This is a genomic window from Pseudomonas versuta, assembly GCF_001294575.1.
Taxonomy (GTDB): Bacteria; Pseudomonadota; Gammaproteobacteria; order Pseudomonadales; family Pseudomonadaceae; genus Aquipseudomonas; species Aquipseudomonas versuta.
The window spans coordinates 4,532,603-4,547,911 of record NZ_CP012676.1; the positions used below are offsets into that span (position 1 = coordinate 4,532,603).

Annotated in this window: 12 protein-coding genes; 6 read left to right on the plus strand and 6 right to left on the minus strand. The window is 57.4% G+C overall.

From position 1 onward, the window contains the following. The first annotated feature begins 6 nt into the window (after positions 1 to 6). The 4 genes from recF to AOC04_RS20275 all read left to right on the plus strand — a co-directional run bounded on the left by recF (position 7) and on the right by AOC04_RS20275 (position 7,244). Complete coding sequence (gene recF / locus AOC04_RS20260) at positions 7 to 1,110, plus strand: DNA replication/repair protein RecF (protein WP_060696349.1); 1,104 nt, start codon at positions 7 to 9, stop codon at positions 1,108 to 1,110. 5 nt (positions 1,111 to 1,115) lie between these two features. Continuing rightward, positions 1,116 to 3,533, plus strand: coding sequence for a DNA topoisomerase (ATP-hydrolyzing) subunit B (gyrB, locus tag AOC04_RS20265; RefSeq protein WP_060696350.1), 2,418 nt, complete (start codon positions 1,116 to 1,118; stop codon positions 3,531 to 3,533). A gap of 338 nt (positions 3,534 to 3,871) precedes the next feature. After that, positions 3,872 to 5,527: a GMC family oxidoreductase gene (locus AOC04_RS20270; protein WP_060696351.1), complete on the plus strand. Its 1,656-nt coding sequence runs from the start codon at positions 3,872 to 3,874 to the stop codon at positions 5,525 to 5,527. A gap of 94 nt (positions 5,528 to 5,621) precedes the next feature. Continuing rightward, on the plus strand, positions 5,622 to 7,244 hold the full coding sequence (locus tag AOC04_RS20275) for an MFS transporter (protein ID WP_060696352.1): 1,623 nt from the start codon (positions 5,622 to 5,624) through the stop codon (positions 7,242 to 7,244). A 217-nt stretch (positions 7,245 to 7,461) separates the two neighbouring features. Here the strand turns inward: AOC04_RS20275 and AOC04_RS20280 are convergent, their stop codons facing one another. The 4 genes from AOC04_RS20280 to glyQ all read right to left on the minus strand — a co-directional run bounded on the left by AOC04_RS20280 (position 7,462) and on the right by glyQ (position 11,873). Continuing rightward, complete coding sequence (locus AOC04_RS20280; protein ID WP_060696353.1) at positions 7,462 to 8,247, minus strand: lysophospholipid acyltransferase family protein; 786 nt, start codon at positions 8,245 to 8,247, stop codon at positions 7,462 to 7,464. Between the two features lie 76 nt (positions 8,248 to 8,323). Next, entirely contained in the window at positions 8,324 to 8,863 is a 540-nt protein-coding gene (gmhB, locus tag AOC04_RS20285) for a D-glycero-beta-D-manno-heptose 1,7-bisphosphate 7-phosphatase (protein WP_162232796.1), read from the minus strand. A gap of 5 nt (positions 8,864 to 8,868) precedes the next feature. Further along, positions 8,869 to 10,923 carry a glycine--tRNA ligase subunit beta gene (gene glyS, locus AOC04_RS20290; protein ID WP_060696355.1) on the minus strand — a complete coding sequence of 685 codons (2,055 nt, stop codon included), beginning with the start codon at positions 10,921 to 10,923 and terminating at the stop codon, positions 8,869 to 8,871. Then, positions 10,920 to 11,873 carry a glycine--tRNA ligase subunit alpha gene (glyQ, locus tag AOC04_RS20295; RefSeq protein ID WP_003437964.1) on the minus strand — a complete coding sequence of 318 codons (954 nt, stop codon included), beginning with the start codon at positions 11,871 to 11,873 and terminating at the stop codon, positions 10,920 to 10,922. Before glyQ ends, glyS begins: the two co-directional genes overlap by 4 nt. Positions 11,874 to 11,954: 81 nt before the next feature. Here glyQ and AOC04_RS20300 point away from each other — a divergent pair, with 81 nt between their 5' ends. Both AOC04_RS20300 and AOC04_RS20305 read left to right on the plus strand, forming a co-directional pair. Next, on the plus strand, positions 11,955 to 12,512 hold the full coding sequence (locus AOC04_RS20300; RefSeq protein WP_060696356.1) for a DNA-3-methyladenine glycosylase I: 558 nt from the start codon (positions 11,955 to 11,957) through the stop codon (positions 12,510 to 12,512). Between the two features lie 75 nt (positions 12,513 to 12,587). Next, a complete protein-coding gene (locus AOC04_RS20305; protein WP_060696357.1) occupies positions 12,588 to 13,475 on the plus strand; it encodes a lysophospholipid acyltransferase in 888 nt (295 codons plus the stop codon). 126 nt (positions 13,476 to 13,601) lie between these two features. On the opposite strand, the gene AOC04_RS20310 is transcribed toward AOC04_RS20305, so the two are convergent. Beyond that, positions 13,602 to 13,916, minus strand: a complete 315-nt coding sequence (locus AOC04_RS20310; RefSeq protein WP_060696358.1) for a tetratricopeptide repeat protein — start codon at positions 13,914 to 13,916, stop codon at positions 13,602 to 13,604. Between the two features lie 10 nt (positions 13,917 to 13,926). Next, on the minus strand, positions 13,927 to 15,303 hold the full coding sequence (trkA, locus tag AOC04_RS20315; protein WP_060696359.1) for a Trk system potassium transporter TrkA: 1,377 nt from the start codon (positions 15,301 to 15,303) through the stop codon (positions 13,927 to 13,929). Positions 15,304 to 15,309: the final 6 nt, after the last annotated feature.

The following is a 15,309-nucleotide window of genomic DNA, read 5'->3' on the forward strand; positions in this document are numbered from 1 at the left end:
AGCTAGATGTCCCTCAGTCGTGTCACAGTCACCGCGGTGCGTAACCTGCATCCGGTGACCTTCTCCCCTTCCCCCCGCATCAATATCCTGTACGGCGCCAACGGCAGCGGAAAAACCAGCGTGCTTGAAGCCATCCACTTGTTGGGGCTGGCGCGTTCGTTTCGAAGCGTGCGGCTCAACCCGGTGATTGCGCATGAGCAGCAGAGCTGTACAGTTTTTGGCCAGGTCGAACTGGCTGAGGGCGGACACAGTGCGCTGGGCATCTCGCGGGACCGGCAAGGGGAGTTCCAAATTCGGATCGACGGCCAGAATGCGCGCAGTGCCGCGCAGCTGGCTGAAATCCTGCCGTTGCAATTGATCAACCCGGATAGCTTCCGCTTGCTGGAAGGCGCCCCAAAGATCCGCAGGCAGTTCCTCGATTGGGGCGTGTTCCATGTGGAACCGCGCTTCATGTCGACCTGGCAGCGGCTACAGAAGGCCCTGCGGCAGCGGAACTCATGGCTGCGGCATGGTACACTCGACGCCGTTTCACAAGCGGCCTGGGACCGGGAGCTGTGCCTGGCCAGTGCCGAAATTGATGAATACCGCCGCGCCTATATCAAAGCCTTGAAACCAGTCTTTGAGCAGACCTTGAGCGAGTTGCTGCAACTCGAAGGGTTAACGCTGAGCTATTACCGTGGTTGGGACAAAGACCGTGAGCTGAGTAGCGTACTCGCCGCATCTGTCCACCGGGACCAGCAAATGGGTCATACCCAGGCCGGACCACAACGTGCTGACTTGCGCCTTAAGCTGGGCTCAAACAACGCGGCAGAGATCCTGTCGCGGGGGCAGCAGAAGTTAGTGGTCTGCGCATTGCGCATTGCTCAGGGGCACTTGGTTAGTCAGGCCCGACGCGGCCAATGTATTTATCTGGTGGATGATTTGCCGTCCGAGCTGGACGAGCAGCATCGCAACGCACTGTGTCGCTTGCTGGAAGACTTACGCTGCCAGGTGTTTATTACCTGTGTAGATCACGAATTATTGAGGGAAGGCTGGCAGACGGAAACGCCAGTTGCCCTGTTCCACGTGGAACAGGGCTGTATCACCCAGACCCACGACCATCGGGAGTGAAGGCATTGAGCGAAGAAAACACGTACGACTCAACGAGCATTAAAGTGCTGAAAGGCCTTGATGCCGTACGCAAACGTCCCGGTATGTACATTGGTGACACCGACGATGGCAGCGGTCTGCACCACATGGTGTTCGAAGTAGTCGACAACTCCATCGACGAAGCGCTGGCTGGCCATTGCGACGACATCACCATCACTATCCACCCGGATGAATCGATCACCGTGCGCGATAACGGCCGCGGCATTCCGGTGGACGTGCATAAAGAAGAAGGCGTTTCCGCAGCAGAGGTCATCATGACCGTGCTGCACGCTGGTGGTAAGTTCGATGACAACTCCTACAAAGTATCCGGCGGACTGCACGGTGTAGGTGTTTCTGTTGTGAACGCCCTTTCCGAGTTGCTGGTGCTGACGGTACGTCGCAGCGGCAAAATCTGGGAACAGACCTACGTTCACGGCGTTCCTCAAGCTCCGATGGCTATCGTCGGCGAGAGCGAAACCACCGGTACCCAGATCCATTTCAAACCGTCTGATCAAACCTTCAAGAATATCCACTTCAGCTGGGACATCCTGGCCAAGCGGATTCGTGAGCTGTCCTTCCTGAACTCCGGTGTCGGCATCGTCCTCAAGGATGAGCGCAGCGGTAAAGAAGAGCTGTTCAAATATGAAGGCGGTCTGCGTGCATTCGTTGACTACCTGAACACCAACAAGACCCCGGTCAACCAGGTGTTCCACTTCAATGTTCAACGTGAAGACGGCATCGGCGTAGAAATTGCCCTGCAGTGGAACGACAGCTTCAACGAGAACCTGTTGTGCTTCACCAACAACATTCCGCAGCGTGATGGCGGTACGCACCTGGTGGGCTTCCGCTCTGCTCTGACGCGTAACCTCAACACCTACATCGAAGCTGAAGGCCTGGCCAAAAAGCACAAAGTCGCCACCACCGGTGATGACGCACGTGAAGGCCTGACCGCGATCATCTCGGTGAAGGTGCCGGATCCGAAGTTCAGCTCCCAGACCAAAGACAAGCTGGTTTCTTCTGAAGTGAAGACCGCTGTTGAACAGGAAATGGGCCGCTTCTTCTCTGACTTCCTGCTGGAAAACCCGAACGAAGCCAAGTTGATTGTCGGCAAGATGATCGACGCGGCACGTGCTCGTGAAGCGGCGCGTAAAGCCCGTGAAATGACCCGCCGTAAAGGCGCGCTGGATATCGCAGGCTTGCCGGGCAAACTGGCCGACTGCCAGGAAAAAGACCCGGCGCTGTCCGAACTGTACCTCGTGGAAGGTGACTCTGCTGGCGGCTCCGCCAAGCAGGGACGTAACCGCCGTACCCAAGCGATCCTGCCGTTGAAGGGCAAGATCCTTAACGTTGAGAAAGCGCGCTTTGACAAGATGATCTCTTCGCAAGAAGTGGGCACCTTGATCACTGCTCTGGGTTGCGGCATTGGTCGCGACGAGTACAACATCGAAAAGCTGCGTTATCACAACATCATCATCATGACCGATGCTGACGTCGACGGTTCTCACATCCGCACCCTGCTGCTGACCTTCTTCTTCCGTCAGCTGCCTGAACTGATCGAACGTGGCTATATCTATATCGCTCAGCCGCCTTTGTACAAAGTGAAAAAGGGCAAGCAAGAGCAATACATCAAAGACGACGATGCCATGGAAGAGTACATGACACAGTCGGCTCTTGAAGACGCAAGCCTGCACTTGAACGAAGAGGCCCCGGGGATCTCCGGGGAGGCGCTGGAGCGTCTGGTACACGACTTCCGTATGGTAATGAAGACGCTCAAGCGTTTGTCGCGCCTGTACCCACAGGAGCTGACCGAACACTTCATCTACCTGCCGGCCGTTACCCTTGAGCAGTTGGGCGACCACGCTGCCATGCAAGAGTGGATGGCCAAATACGAAGCCCGCCTGCGTCTGGTAGAGAAGTCGGGTCTGGTCTACAAGGCCAGCCTGCGCGAAGACCGTGAACGTAATGTCTGGTTGCCGGAGATCGAACTGATCTCCCACGGCCACTCGACCTTCATCACCTTCAACCGTGACTTCTTCGGCAGCAACGATTACAAAACCGTTGTGACCCTGGGCGCTCAATTGAGCACCTTGCTGGACGAAGGTGCGTACATCCAGCGTGGCGAGCGCAAAAAAGCCGTGACCGAGTTCAAGGAAGCACTGGACTGGTTGATGGCTGAAAGCACCAAGCGTCACACCATCCAGCGCTACAAAGGTCTGGGTGAAATGAACCCGGATCAGCTCTGGGAAACCACGATGGACCCAAGCGTGCGCCGCATGCTGAAAGTCACCATCGAAGACGCGGTCGGCGCCGACCAGATCTTCAATACCTTGATGGGCGACGCCGTTGAACCGCGCCGTGAATTCATCGAGAGCAACGCACTGGCAGTGTCCAACCTGGACTTCTGATGGTGTAGTGAGCAGCACAAAAAAAGCCAACGCTTAGCGTTGGCTTTTTTTATGGGCAAAACATCCTGTGGCGCCAATAACAGTCCATGCTCAGTTACACACAATTGCAGCAAACATCCCCATTACCCGCTTCCTTACAAAGTTGTGCACCGGATGCTGATCCAGTAGCTGCGTTGCACCGATTTTTACAGGTCATGCAGTTGGGAGAGCGCAATACCCGTCCCGGCACTTTTGAGGGGACTGTGCAAAAACGCACAAGCCATGGGCGAAATCACGCGTTTCAAACTCGGCATTAATCAATACGATGGGGCAGGACAAGAACAATAAAAAGGTGATGCATGACATCAGCCAGCAAGGTGTACGACTTTATCGTTGTGGGCGCCGGACCTGCGGGTTCAGTGCTGGCGAATAGGCTGTCTGCCGACCCCCGTCACAGCGTGCTCCTGCTCGAAGCGGGTGGACAAGATAACTATCCATGGATCCACATCCCCGTGGGCTACCTCTATTGCATTGGTAACCCGCGTACCGACTGGTGCTTCAAAACAGAGGCTCAGGCCGGTTTGCAAGGCCGCAGCCTGAGTTATCCCCGGGGCAAGGTACTGGGGGGCAGTTCATCGATCAACGGCATGATCTATATGCGTGGCCAGGCCGGTGATTACGACAGCTGGGCCGAGCTGGGTAATCCGGGCTGGGCCTGGAAAGACGTATTGCCTCTGTTCAAACGCAGTGAAAAACACTTTGCCGGCAACTCGGATTTGCACGGTGCTGACGGAGAGTGGCGGGTCGAACAACAGCGTTATTCATGGCCGATTCTGGATGCGTTCCGTGAAGCGGCAGCCCAAAGCGGTATTGCCACGGTTGGCGATTTCAACAGCGGCGATAATCAGGGCTGTGGATACTTTCAGGTCAACCAGCGGGCCGGTGTGCGCTGGAATGCTTCCAAGGCTTTTTTACGTCCAGTGCTCAAACGCCCTAATTTGACGGTATTGACCGATGTGCAGGTCGACAAGGTACTGCTCGATAATGGCCGCGCCACCCAGGTCATCACCCGCAGGCAAGGAATCGAACAGGTCTTTGCCGCGCGCCGCGAGATTATCCTGTGTGCTGGCTCCATTGGCTCTCCAGGCATCTTGCAGCGCTCGGGCATCGGCCCTCGCCCGCTGCTGGACAGCCTGGGAATAACTGTGCAGCACGAGCTGCCCGGGGTGGGCGGTAACCTGCAAGATCACCTGCAACTGCGCCTGATCTTCAAACTAACCAAGGCACGCACCCTAAACCAGGTGGCCAATAGCCTCTGGGGCAAGCTCGGGATGGGCCTGCGATACGCTTACGACCGCAGTGGTCCATTGGCCATGGCGCCGAGCCAGTTGGGGGCTTTCGTCAAATCCGATCCGGCTCAACCTTCGGCCAACCTGCAATACCACGTGCAGCCGCTCTCCCTGGAGCGCTTTGGCGAGCCATTGCACACCTTCCCTGCTTTCACCGCCTCGGTCTGCAATCTGCGCCCCAAAAGCCGTGGCCGGGTCGATATTCGCTCGGCTAACCCGGACGACGCGCCGCTGATCGACCCCAACTATCTGAGCCACCCCGATGATTTAAAAGTCGCGGCAGATGCCATTCGCATGACCCGCAGCATCGTGGCCAGCCCTGCCCTGCAGGCTTTTTCACCAGAGGAATACCTCCCGGGCAAGGCGTTGCAAACTGAGCAAGAGCTGTATGAGGCTGCCGCGCGCATCGGTACCACGATCTTTCACCCGGTAGGCACCTGCCGTATGGGGCAGGACTCAGACGCTGTGGTCGATGCCCAATTGCGAGTACATGGGGTGTCTGGATTAAGGGTGGCAGATGCGTCGATCATGCCTCGTATCGTTTCAGGTAATACCTGCTCGCCAACCTTGATGATTGGTGAAAAGGCCGCGCAGTTGATTCTTGCAGGGCCTGTTCACACACGAGAAACAGAAAACAACCGCACACAAGCAGCACCGGTCGCCTGAATGCGATCGTGGTTTCGGACGCAGTCATCCGTAACCGACAGTGGACAACAACAATAATCACTGTGGCCCACCCATAGGGCCGAGGACATTGCACATGTCAGACTCAATTGCACAACAGGCTGTTTCTGCCAAGGGAACAACCGGCCGTGAAGAACGAAAGATCATTTTTGCGTCATCCCTCGGGACGGTTTTCGAGTGGTATGACTTTTTCTTGTATGGCGCTTTGGCGACCGTTCTCAGCAAGCAGTTCTTTGCCGGAGTCAACGACACCACCGCGTTCATCTTTGCCTTGATGGCCTTCGCCGCCGGTTTTTTGGTGAGACCATTCGGAGCACTGGTATTTGGCCGGTTGGGCGACATGATCGGGCGTAAATACACCTTCCTCATGACCATTATTCTGATGGGTTTATCAACCTTTGCCGTGGGGCTGCTACCCACTTACACCAGCATCGGGATTGCGGCGCCGATCATGCTCGTGCTGTTACGCATGCTCCAGGGGCTGGCGCTGGGCGGTGAATACGGTGGCGCGGCGACGTATGTGGCGGAGCACGCCGCGCCCGGCAAGCGCGGTTTCAACACCAGCTGGATTCAATCCACGGCCACGTTGGGGTTGTTGCTGTCGTTGGTGGTGGTACTGAGCTGCCGCTATCTGACCGGTGACCAGTTTGAAGTCTGGGGCTGGCGCTTGCCGTTCCTGCTGTCCATCGTGCTGCTGGGCATCTCGACCTGGATTCGCATGAGCATGCATGAGTCCCCGGCGTTCGTGAAAATGAAGGCCGAAGGCAAAACCAGTAAATCGCCGATCCGTGAGTCGTTCGGTAAGTGGGAAAACCTCAAGATCGTGCTGATTGCGCTGTTCGGTATCAACGCCGGCCAGGCCGTGACCTTCTATACAGCGCAGTTCTATGTCCTGTTCTTCCTGACCCAGATGCTCAAGATGGACCCGGCCCAGGCCAACATGTTGCTCATCATCAGTGTGGTGATTGGCGCTCCGTTCTTTATCTTCTTCGGCTGGCTCTCGGACCGTGTAGGCCGCAAGCCGATCCTTATGCTCGGGTTGTTGCTGGCTACGGTGCTGTACTTCCCGCTGTTCAAGGGCCTGAGCCACTATGCCAACCCGCAAATTGATGCCGCCAGCCGTCAGTCGCCAATTGTGGTAATGGCTGACCCTGCGACCTGTACCTTCCAGTTCGACCCTGTGGGCAAAGCGCGGTTCGACAGCCCGTGTGACAAGGTCAAGACCTTCCTGGTCAAGCAAGGCTTGCCTTACAGCTCGCAGGCCGCTGCGCCCGGCACTGATGTGCAGGTGTCGGTAGGTGACAAACAGATCAAAGGCTTTGATGAAGCGGCCATGCGCGGCGCTATCAGCGAAGCGGGTTACCCCGCCAAGGCTGACCCGAGTGCGGTCAACCAGCCGATGGTGGTGCTGATGATGGTCCTGCTGACACTCATCGCGACCATGACCTATGGCCCACTGGCTGCGGTGATGGTTGAACTGTTCCCGACCCGGATCCGCTACACCTCCATGTCCCTGCCGTATCACATTGGCAATGGCTGGTTCGGCGGGTTTTTGCCCACCGTATCCTTTGCGCTGGTGGTCTACACCGGGGATATCTTCTATGGGCTGTGGTACCCGGTCGTGATCACCGGGGTCAGCCTGGTGGTAGGCATGCTCTGCCTGAAGGAAACCCGAAACGTCGATATCGACAAGATATAAACGGCGATTACCTTGTAGGAGCAGCCGGTCGACGCTCGATTGCTCCTACACAGGACAGGTATTTTCCAGGCACAAAAAAACCGGCTAATCAGCCGGTTTTTTTAGTGCCTTGAAAAACTTATGCACGTTTTTCATCAAAAAGTCATACCTTGAAATAAGCATATAAATCATTAAGTTACGGCTGTTTTATGAAAGAAATACAAAACTTGTGCACAAGTTATCCACAATTTGACTGGTCTGCTGCGGCTTCAATCGGCACTGCCACAGGTGGCAGTGAACCCATTTCACGCTGAGTCTTCTCGTTCCAGGCCTGTACCCGGTCATTGAGCTCTGCAATCGCCCGTGGACCCGTGCCATTGGCGTACATCGGTTCGCCAATCACCAGCTCAATGGTGCCGGCTTTTTTCGCCCAGCCCGTCTTGGGCCAGTATTTGCCGGCATTGTGGGCAATCGGTAATACCGGCAAATCGGCGTTTACGGCCAGCGCGGTACCGCCTCGGGAAAACTTGCCCACCTGGCCGAATGGCACGCGGGTGCCTTCCGGAAAGATCAGCACCCAAATGTTGTCCTTGAGCAGCTCATCACCCTTCTTGGCGATGTGCTTGAGCGCAGCCTTGGGGTTGTCGCGGTCAATGGCGATCGGGCGCAGCATGGCCATGGCCCAGCCAAAGAACGGTACATACAGCAGCTCGCGCTTGAGTACCTGACTCAACGGCTGAAAGTAGGCCGAGAGAAAAAACGTTTCCCAGGTACTTTGATGGTTGGCCAGGATCACACAAGGTCGTTGCGGGATGTTTTCAGCACCCTTCACGTCCACGTGGATGTTAAGAAACACCCGGGTCAGCCACAGAGCACAGCGGCACCAGTACACGTTAATGAACCGGTAGCGCGCGCGGAACGGCAAGAACGGGGCGACAAAAAAGCTCAGTGAGCACCACAGCAGAGCGCTGGTGCCCAGCAGCAGGTAAAAGAAGAAGGTTCTGATGGCCTGCAGTATCGACATAGCGACTTTTACCATTGCGGATAAAGCACCGCTTAACCGGCCTGCACGCAAGTGCAGACGAATGTTTGAGGGGGCTTTATTTGTGGATAAGTTCTGCGGCAACTGCCGCCAGATCGTCAAATATTAGGGTATTGACCGGTAACTGTTTGGCCAAAGTAAGCAGGCCTTTTCCGGTCTTTACCAAAACTGGCTGAGAATCGACGGCTTGCGCGGCCTGCAAGTCACCCAAACTGTCGCCGACAAACCAACAATCGGCCAAATCAGCACCGTAATGCTCGGCAATGGTGTGCAACATGCCCGGTTTTGGCTTGCGGCAAGCGCAACCTTCGTCGGGGCCGTGAGGGCAATAAACAATGATGCCGACCTCACCACCCTGCTCGGCCACAAGCGCCCGTAAACGCTCATGCATGGCCTCCAGAGTAGCCACATCGTAGTAGCCGCGGGCAATGCCGGACTGGTTGGTCGCGACTGCGACGGTCCAGCCGGCCTTGCTCAACTGCGCAATGGCCTCGATCGCGCCAGGGAGCGGGATCCACTCCTCGACAGACTTGATGTAAGCGTCGGAGTCGTAATTGATCACTCCGTCCCGATCGAGAATCAGCAGTTTCAACAGCAAACCCCTTAGCCCAGCAGCGAAATATCGGCAACGCCGAGGAACAGACCGCGCAAGCGCGCCAGCAGTGCATAGCGGTTAGCCCGCACGCTCGGGTCTTCAGCGTTGACCATGACCGCTTCAAAGAACGCATCCACAGGCTCACGCAACGATGCCAGACGTGTCAGCGCTTCGTTGTATTGGCGAGCCGCAGCCATTGGCTGAACGGCTTCGTCTGCCTTCTGGATGGCCGAGAACAGCGAGAACTCATTGGCATTATCGAAATAACGGGCTTCGACATGGGTCGACACCGTGCCTTCGATTTTGCTCAGCAGGTTGGATACGCGCTTGTTCACTGCGGCGAGGGCGGCGGCTTCCGGCAATTGACGGAAGGCCTGAACGGCTTGCACCCGCTGATCGAAGTCCAGTGCCGAGGTCGGGTTCAACGCACGCACCGACAGGTACGTGGCGACATCCACACCTTCGTCTTCATAACGCGCACGCAGGCGGTCGAAGATGAATTCCAGCACTTGATCTGCCAGACCGGCCGGCTTGATCTTGGCGCCGAAGGCGCTGACAGCGAAGCTCACGGCTTCGGTCAGGTCGAGGTCGAGTTTCTTGTCGATCAGGATCCGCAAGATACCCAGCGCTGCGCGACGCAGTGCATACGGGTCTTTGCTGCCGGTAGGGAGCATGCCGATGCCGAAAATACCCACCAGGGTGTCTAGCTTGTCAGCGATGGCCACTGCCGCGCCGGTCAGGGTACCCGGCAACTCTGCGCCAGCACCGCGTGGCATGTACTGTTCGTTCAATGCCAGGGCGACATCTTGCGGCTCGCCATCGTTAAGGGCGTAGTAGTAACCGGCAATGCCTTGCATCTCCGGGAACTCGCCGACCATTTCAGTGGCCAGGTCGCACTTGGACAGCAGACCGGCACGGGCGGCACGCTGGGCATCGCCACCAATGCGTGGAGCAATGAACGCTGCCAGCTTGGAAACCCGTACAGCTTTGTCGTAAACGCTGCCCAGTTGCGCCTGGAACACCACGTTTTGCAGACGCAGGTTGAAGCTTTCCAGGGTCTGCTTCTTGTCTTGCTTGAAGAAAAACTCAGCGTCGGTCAGGCGTGGGCGAACCACTTTCTCGTTACCCGAGACGATCTGCTGTGGGTCTTTGCTCTCGATGTTGGCCACAGTAATGAAGCGTGGCAGCAACTTGCCATCAACGTCCAGCAGGCAGAAATACTTCTGGTTGTCCTGCATGGTGGTGATCAGGGCTTCTTGCGGTACATCCAGGAAGCGCTCTTCGAAAGAGCACACCAGCGGCACCGGCCATTCAACCAGCGCGGTCACTTCGTCAAGCAGGGCTGGCGGCACGATTGCAGTGCCTTCCTGCAGGGTTGCCAGCTCGGCCACACGCTTGGAAATCAGCTCGCGACGCTCGTTGAAGTCTGCCAGCACGTAGGCTTTGCGCAAGTCTTCGAGGTAGTTGGCCGGAGCGCTGATACGCACATTTTCCGGGTGGTGGAAGCGGTGACCACGGGAGTCGCGACCGGATTTCTGAGCCAGGATGGTGCAGTCGATGACTTCATCGCCCAGCAACATCACCAGCCATTGGGTCGGACGCACGAACTCGACCTTGCGGGCACCCCAACGCATGCGCTTGGGGATTGGCAGGTCGTTCAGCGAGTCTTCAACGATGGTCGGCAGCAGGCTGGCAGTCGGTTTGCCGACGATCACCTGGCTGAAACGCAGTTTTGGACCGCTCTGATCGATTTCGCTCAGCTCAACGCCACATTTCTTGGCAAAACCAAGGGCTGCCTGAGTCGGGTTGCCTTCAGCATCGAAGGCGGCCTGGCGTGGCGGGCCATCGATGTTGATGCTGCGATCCGGTTGCTGGGTTTCGAGCTGAGTCAGCAGCACGGCCAGACGACGGGGCGCGGCGTAAACTTTTTTCGCGCTGAATTTCAAACCTGCGGTTTGCAGGCCTTTTTCAATCCCGGCCAGAAATGCTTCGGCCAGGGTATTCAGGGCTTTTGGCGGCAGTTCTTCAGTGCCCAGTTCAACCAGAAAATCTTGAGCACTCATTGTGCAGCCTCCAACTTAGCCAACACTTCATCACGCAAATCAGGGGGTGCCATCGGGAAGCCCAGCTTGGCGCGAGCTTCGAGATACGCCTGAGCCACCGAGCGGGCCAGGGTCCGCACACGCAAGATGTACTGCTGACGTGCAGTCACCGAAATGGCCCGGCGCGCATCCAGCAGGTTGAACGTGTGGGATGCCTTGAGCACCATCTCGTAGCTTGGCAGCGGCAGCGGTTGATCGAGTTCGATCAGGCGTTTGGCTTCGCTTTCATAGAAATCGAACAGCTCGAACAGTTTGTCGACGTTGGCATGTTCGAAGTTGTAAGTCGATTGCTCGACTTCGTTCTGGTGGAATACGTCGCCGTAGGTCACCTTGCCGAACGGACCGTCAGTCCATACCAGGTCGTAGACCGAATCCACGCCCTGCAGGTACATCGCCAGACGCTCAAGGCCGTAGGTGATTTCGCCGGTTACCGGGTAGCACTCAATGCCGCCTACTTGCTGGAAGTAGGTGAACTGCGTGACTTCCATACCGTTGAGCCAGATTTCCCAGCCCAGACCCCAGGCGCCCAGTGTCGGCGATTCCCAGTTGTCTTCCACGAAACGGATGTCGTGCACCAGAGGATCCAGGCCGATGTGCTTCAGCGAGCCCAGGTACAGCTCCTGAAAGTTAGGCGGATTGGGCTTGAGAACTACCTGGAACTGGTAGTAATGCTGCAGACGGTTCGGGTTTTCGCCGTAGCGGCCGTCAGTCGGGCGACGACTGGGCTGCACATAAGCGGCGTTCCAGGTTTCCGGGCCCAGAGAGCGCAGAAACGTGGCGGTATGGAATGTGCCGGCGCCCACTTCCATATCGTAGGGCTGAAGCACCACACAACCTTGCTCGGCCCAGTATTGCTGGAGGGCGAGGATCAAGTCTTGGAAGGTACGCACTGCTGGCGTAGGCTGGCTCACAAATTCACCTGTTTCTTGGGCTGCGATTTAAAGAGCGGGAGTATACCCGATTCGGTCGCGCCTCCACCCCTTGGAGCCTATATGCCACGTTGTTTCTGGTGTCCAGAAGACCCGCTGTATGCGGCGTACCACGATCAAGAGTGGGGCGTGCCGTTGCGCGATGCGCATGGGCTGTTCGAGTTGTTATTGCTCGAAGGGTTCCAGGCCGGTTTGTCCTGGATCACTGTTCTGCGTAAACGCGAGCATTATCGCAAGGTCATGTTCGGCTTTGATGTGCAGCGACTGGCAGCCATGACTGACGCCGAAATCGAGACGTTGATGCTCGATCCGGGGATCATCCGCAACCGCCTGAAAATCACCGGGGCAAGGCGTAATGCCCGGGCCTGGCTGGCGCTGGATAACCCGGTCGAGTATTTGTGGTCGTTTGTGGGGGGCCAACCCAGGATCAACCACTTCACTGAACGCCATGAGTTTCCGGCCGTTACGCCGCAGGCAGAAGCCATGAGCAAAGGCTTGAAAAAAGCCGGCTTCACGTTCGTCGGACCGACCATTTGTTATGCCTTCATGCAGGCCAGTGGCATGGTTATGGATCACGCCACCCATTGCGACCGCTACGCTGAGCTGGCGAACGCCGGTTAGAATGCTGCCCAATACAGACCTGTAGGAGCGAGCAAGCTCGCTCCTACAGAAAACGTTTTTTAAAGAGAAAACCCTGTGGAAAAGTTTAAAGGCGCCTTGCTGGTCGGGGCTCTACGGTTATTCGCCATGCTCCCGTGGAGCGCGGTTCAACGTGTCGGTTCCGCCATCGGCTGGCTGATGTGGAAACTGCCCAATCGCTCGCGCGACGTGGTGCGCATCAATCTGGCCAAATGCTTCCCCGAGATGGACCCGATGGCCCGGGAGCAACTGGTGGGCCAAAGCCTCAAGGATATCGGTAAAAGCCTGACTGAGAGTGCCTGTGCATGGATATGGCCGGCCCAGCGCTCAATTGATCTGGTGCGTGAAGTCGAGGGTCTGGACGTGCTCAAGGAGGCCCTTGCCTCAGGTAAAGGCGTGGTCGGCATCACCAGTCACCTGGGCAACTGGGAAGTGCTCAACCACTTCTATTGCAGCCAGTGCAAACCGATCATTTTTTACCGTCCGCCCAAGCTCAAGGCGGTTGACGAACTGTTGCGCAAACAGCGCGTGCAGCTGGGCAACCGCGTGGCGGCGTCGACCAAAGAAGGCATTTTGAGTGTCATCAAGGAAGTGCGCAAAGGTGGCCAGGTAGGCATTCCGGCCGACCCGGAGCCAGCCGAGTCGGCGGGTATTTTTGTGCCGTTTCTGGGCACCATGGCCCTGACCAGCAAGTTCGTACCGAACATGCTGGCGGGTGGCAAGGCGGTGGGCGTATTCCTGCATGCATTGCGTCTGCCGGACGGTTCGGGCTTCAAGGTGATTCTGGAAGCGGCTCCCGAGGCCATGTACAGCACCGACACTGAAACGTCATGCGCGGCCATGAGCAAGGTAGTGGAAAAGTATGTGCGGGCTTATCCGAGCCAGTACATGTGGAGCATGAAACGCTTCAAAAAGCGTCCGCCAGGCGAGGCGCGCTGGTACTAGAAAGCCTTGTAGGAGCGAGCGAAACTTTGTAGTCGCTGCCGCAGGCTGCGATAAGGTCCGCAGGACCTTCAAAAAGCAGGGTCGCTGCGCAACCCATCGCAGCCTGCGGCAGCGACTACAGGCTTTTTAGCCAAGCTGTTTATCCAGCTTCTTCACAAACACGGTCATTTCTTTCTCGGCCTGTTTGTCACCATGGGCCCGGGCTGCCGCAAGCCCCTGTTCCCACGCCGTGCGCGCAGCATCGCGATCCCCCGCCGCCAGATGCGCCTTGCCCAGTAACTTCCAGGCTGCGGAATACTTGGGGTCGAACGCTACACAGCGCTGCAAATGCTCCGCAGCCCTGAGGTTATCCCCAAGGTCCAGATACCCCTTGCCCAGGCCGAAACGCAGCAGAGAGTTATCCACACCCTTGGCCAGCATTTTTTCCAGTGATTCGAGCATCTCTGACTCCTTAGAAAAAACTCAGGCCCACGTGGAACAGTTTCTCCACGTCGCGGATATGCTTTTTATCCACAAGGAACAAAATCACGTGGTCCCCGGCGTTGATCACAGTGGCGTCGTGGGCAATCAGCACTTCTTCGTCGCGAATGATCGCGCCAATGGTGGTGCCCGGCGGCAGATGGATTTCTCCTATCCGGCGACCGATCACTTTGCTCGACTTCGAATCGCCGTGGGCAATCGCTTCGATGGCTTCCGCCGCACCCCGGCGCAATGAGTGCACGCTGACAATGTCACCCCGACGCACGTGGGCCAGCAAGGTACCGATGGTCGCCAACTGCGGGCTGATGGCGATGTCGATTTCGCCCCCCTGGATCAAGTCCACATAGGCCGGGTTGTTGATGATGGTCATCACCTTCTTCGCGCCCAGGCGCTTGGCCAACAGCGAGGACATGATGTTGGCCTCGTCATCGTTGGTCAGGGCCAGGAACAGGTCGGCATCCGCGATGTTCTCTTCGAGCATCAAGTCGCGGTCCGAGGCACTGCCCTGCAGGACCACGGTGCTGTCCAGGTTGTCCGACAGATAGCGGCAGCGTGCCGGATTCATTTCGATGATCTTGACCTGATAACGGCTTTCAATGGCCTCGGCCAGGCGCTCGCCGATCTGCCCGCCACCGGCGATGACAATGCGTTTATAGCTTTCATCGAGGCGGCGCATTTCGCTCATCACTGCCCGAATGTTGGCCTTGGCGGCGATGAAAAACACTTCATCGTCAGCTTCAATCACCGTATCGCCACGCGGAGTAATGGGCCTGTCACGTCGGAAAATGGCTGCTACCCGCGTATCCACATTCGGCATGTGCTCGCGTAGCTGGCGCAACTGCTGACCGATCAGAGGGCCGCCGTAGTAAGCCTTGACGGCTACCAGCTGGGCTTTGCCTTCGGCAAAATCGATAACCTGCAAAGCGCCGGGGTGTTCGATCAGACGCTTGATGTAGTTGGTGACCACTTGCTCGGGGCTGATCAACACGTCCACCGGGATCGCATCGTTGTCGAACAGCTCGCCGCCGCGTGTCAGATAAGCTGCTTCACGCACGCGGGCTATTTTGGTCGGGGTGTGAAACAGGGTGTAGGCCACCTGGCACGCCACCATGTTGGTTTCGTCACTGTTGGTCACCGCCACCAGCATGTCAGCATCATCGGCACCGGCCTGACGTAGCACATTGGGCAGCGAGGCTCGGCCTTGCACAGTGCGAATGTCGAGACGATCGCCCAGGTCGCGCAGGCGGTCGCCGTCGGTGTCGACCACGGTAATGTCGTTGGCTTCGCTGGCCAGGTGCTCGGCCAGCGAGCCGCCGACCTGACCAGCGCCGAGGATGATGATTTTCATGCCGTC

Bases quoted from the DNA above. Each gene is read 5' to 3' on its own strand.
- recF (WP_060696349.1), top strand. From the start codon at position 7: ATGTCCCTCAGTCGTGTCACAGTCACCGCGGTGCGTAACCTGCATCCG.
- AOC04_RS20270 (WP_060696351.1), top strand. From the start codon at position 3,872: ATGACATCAGCCAGCAAGGTGTACGACTTTATCGTTGTGGGCGCCGGA.
- AOC04_RS20275 (WP_060696352.1), top strand. From the start codon at position 5,622: ATGTCAGACTCAATTGCACAACAGGCTGTTTCTGCCAAGGGAACAACC.
- AOC04_RS20280 (WP_060696353.1), bottom strand. From the start codon at position 8,247: ATGTCGATACTGCAGGCCATCAGAACCTTCTTCTTTTACCTGCTGCTG.
- glyS (WP_060696355.1), bottom strand. From the start codon at position 10,923: ATGAGTGCTCAAGATTTTCTGGTTGAACTGGGCACTGAAGAACTGCCG.
- AOC04_RS20300 (WP_060696356.1), top strand. From the start codon at position 11,955: ATGCCACGTTGTTTCTGGTGTCCAGAAGACCCGCTGTATGCGGCGTAC.
- AOC04_RS20310 (WP_060696358.1), bottom strand. From the start codon at position 13,916: ATGCTCGAATCACTGGAAAAAATGCTGGCCAAGGGTGTGGATAACTCT.
- trkA (WP_060696359.1), bottom strand. From the start codon at position 15,303: ATGAAAATCATCATCCTCGGCGCTGGTCAGGTCGGCGGCTCGCTGGCC.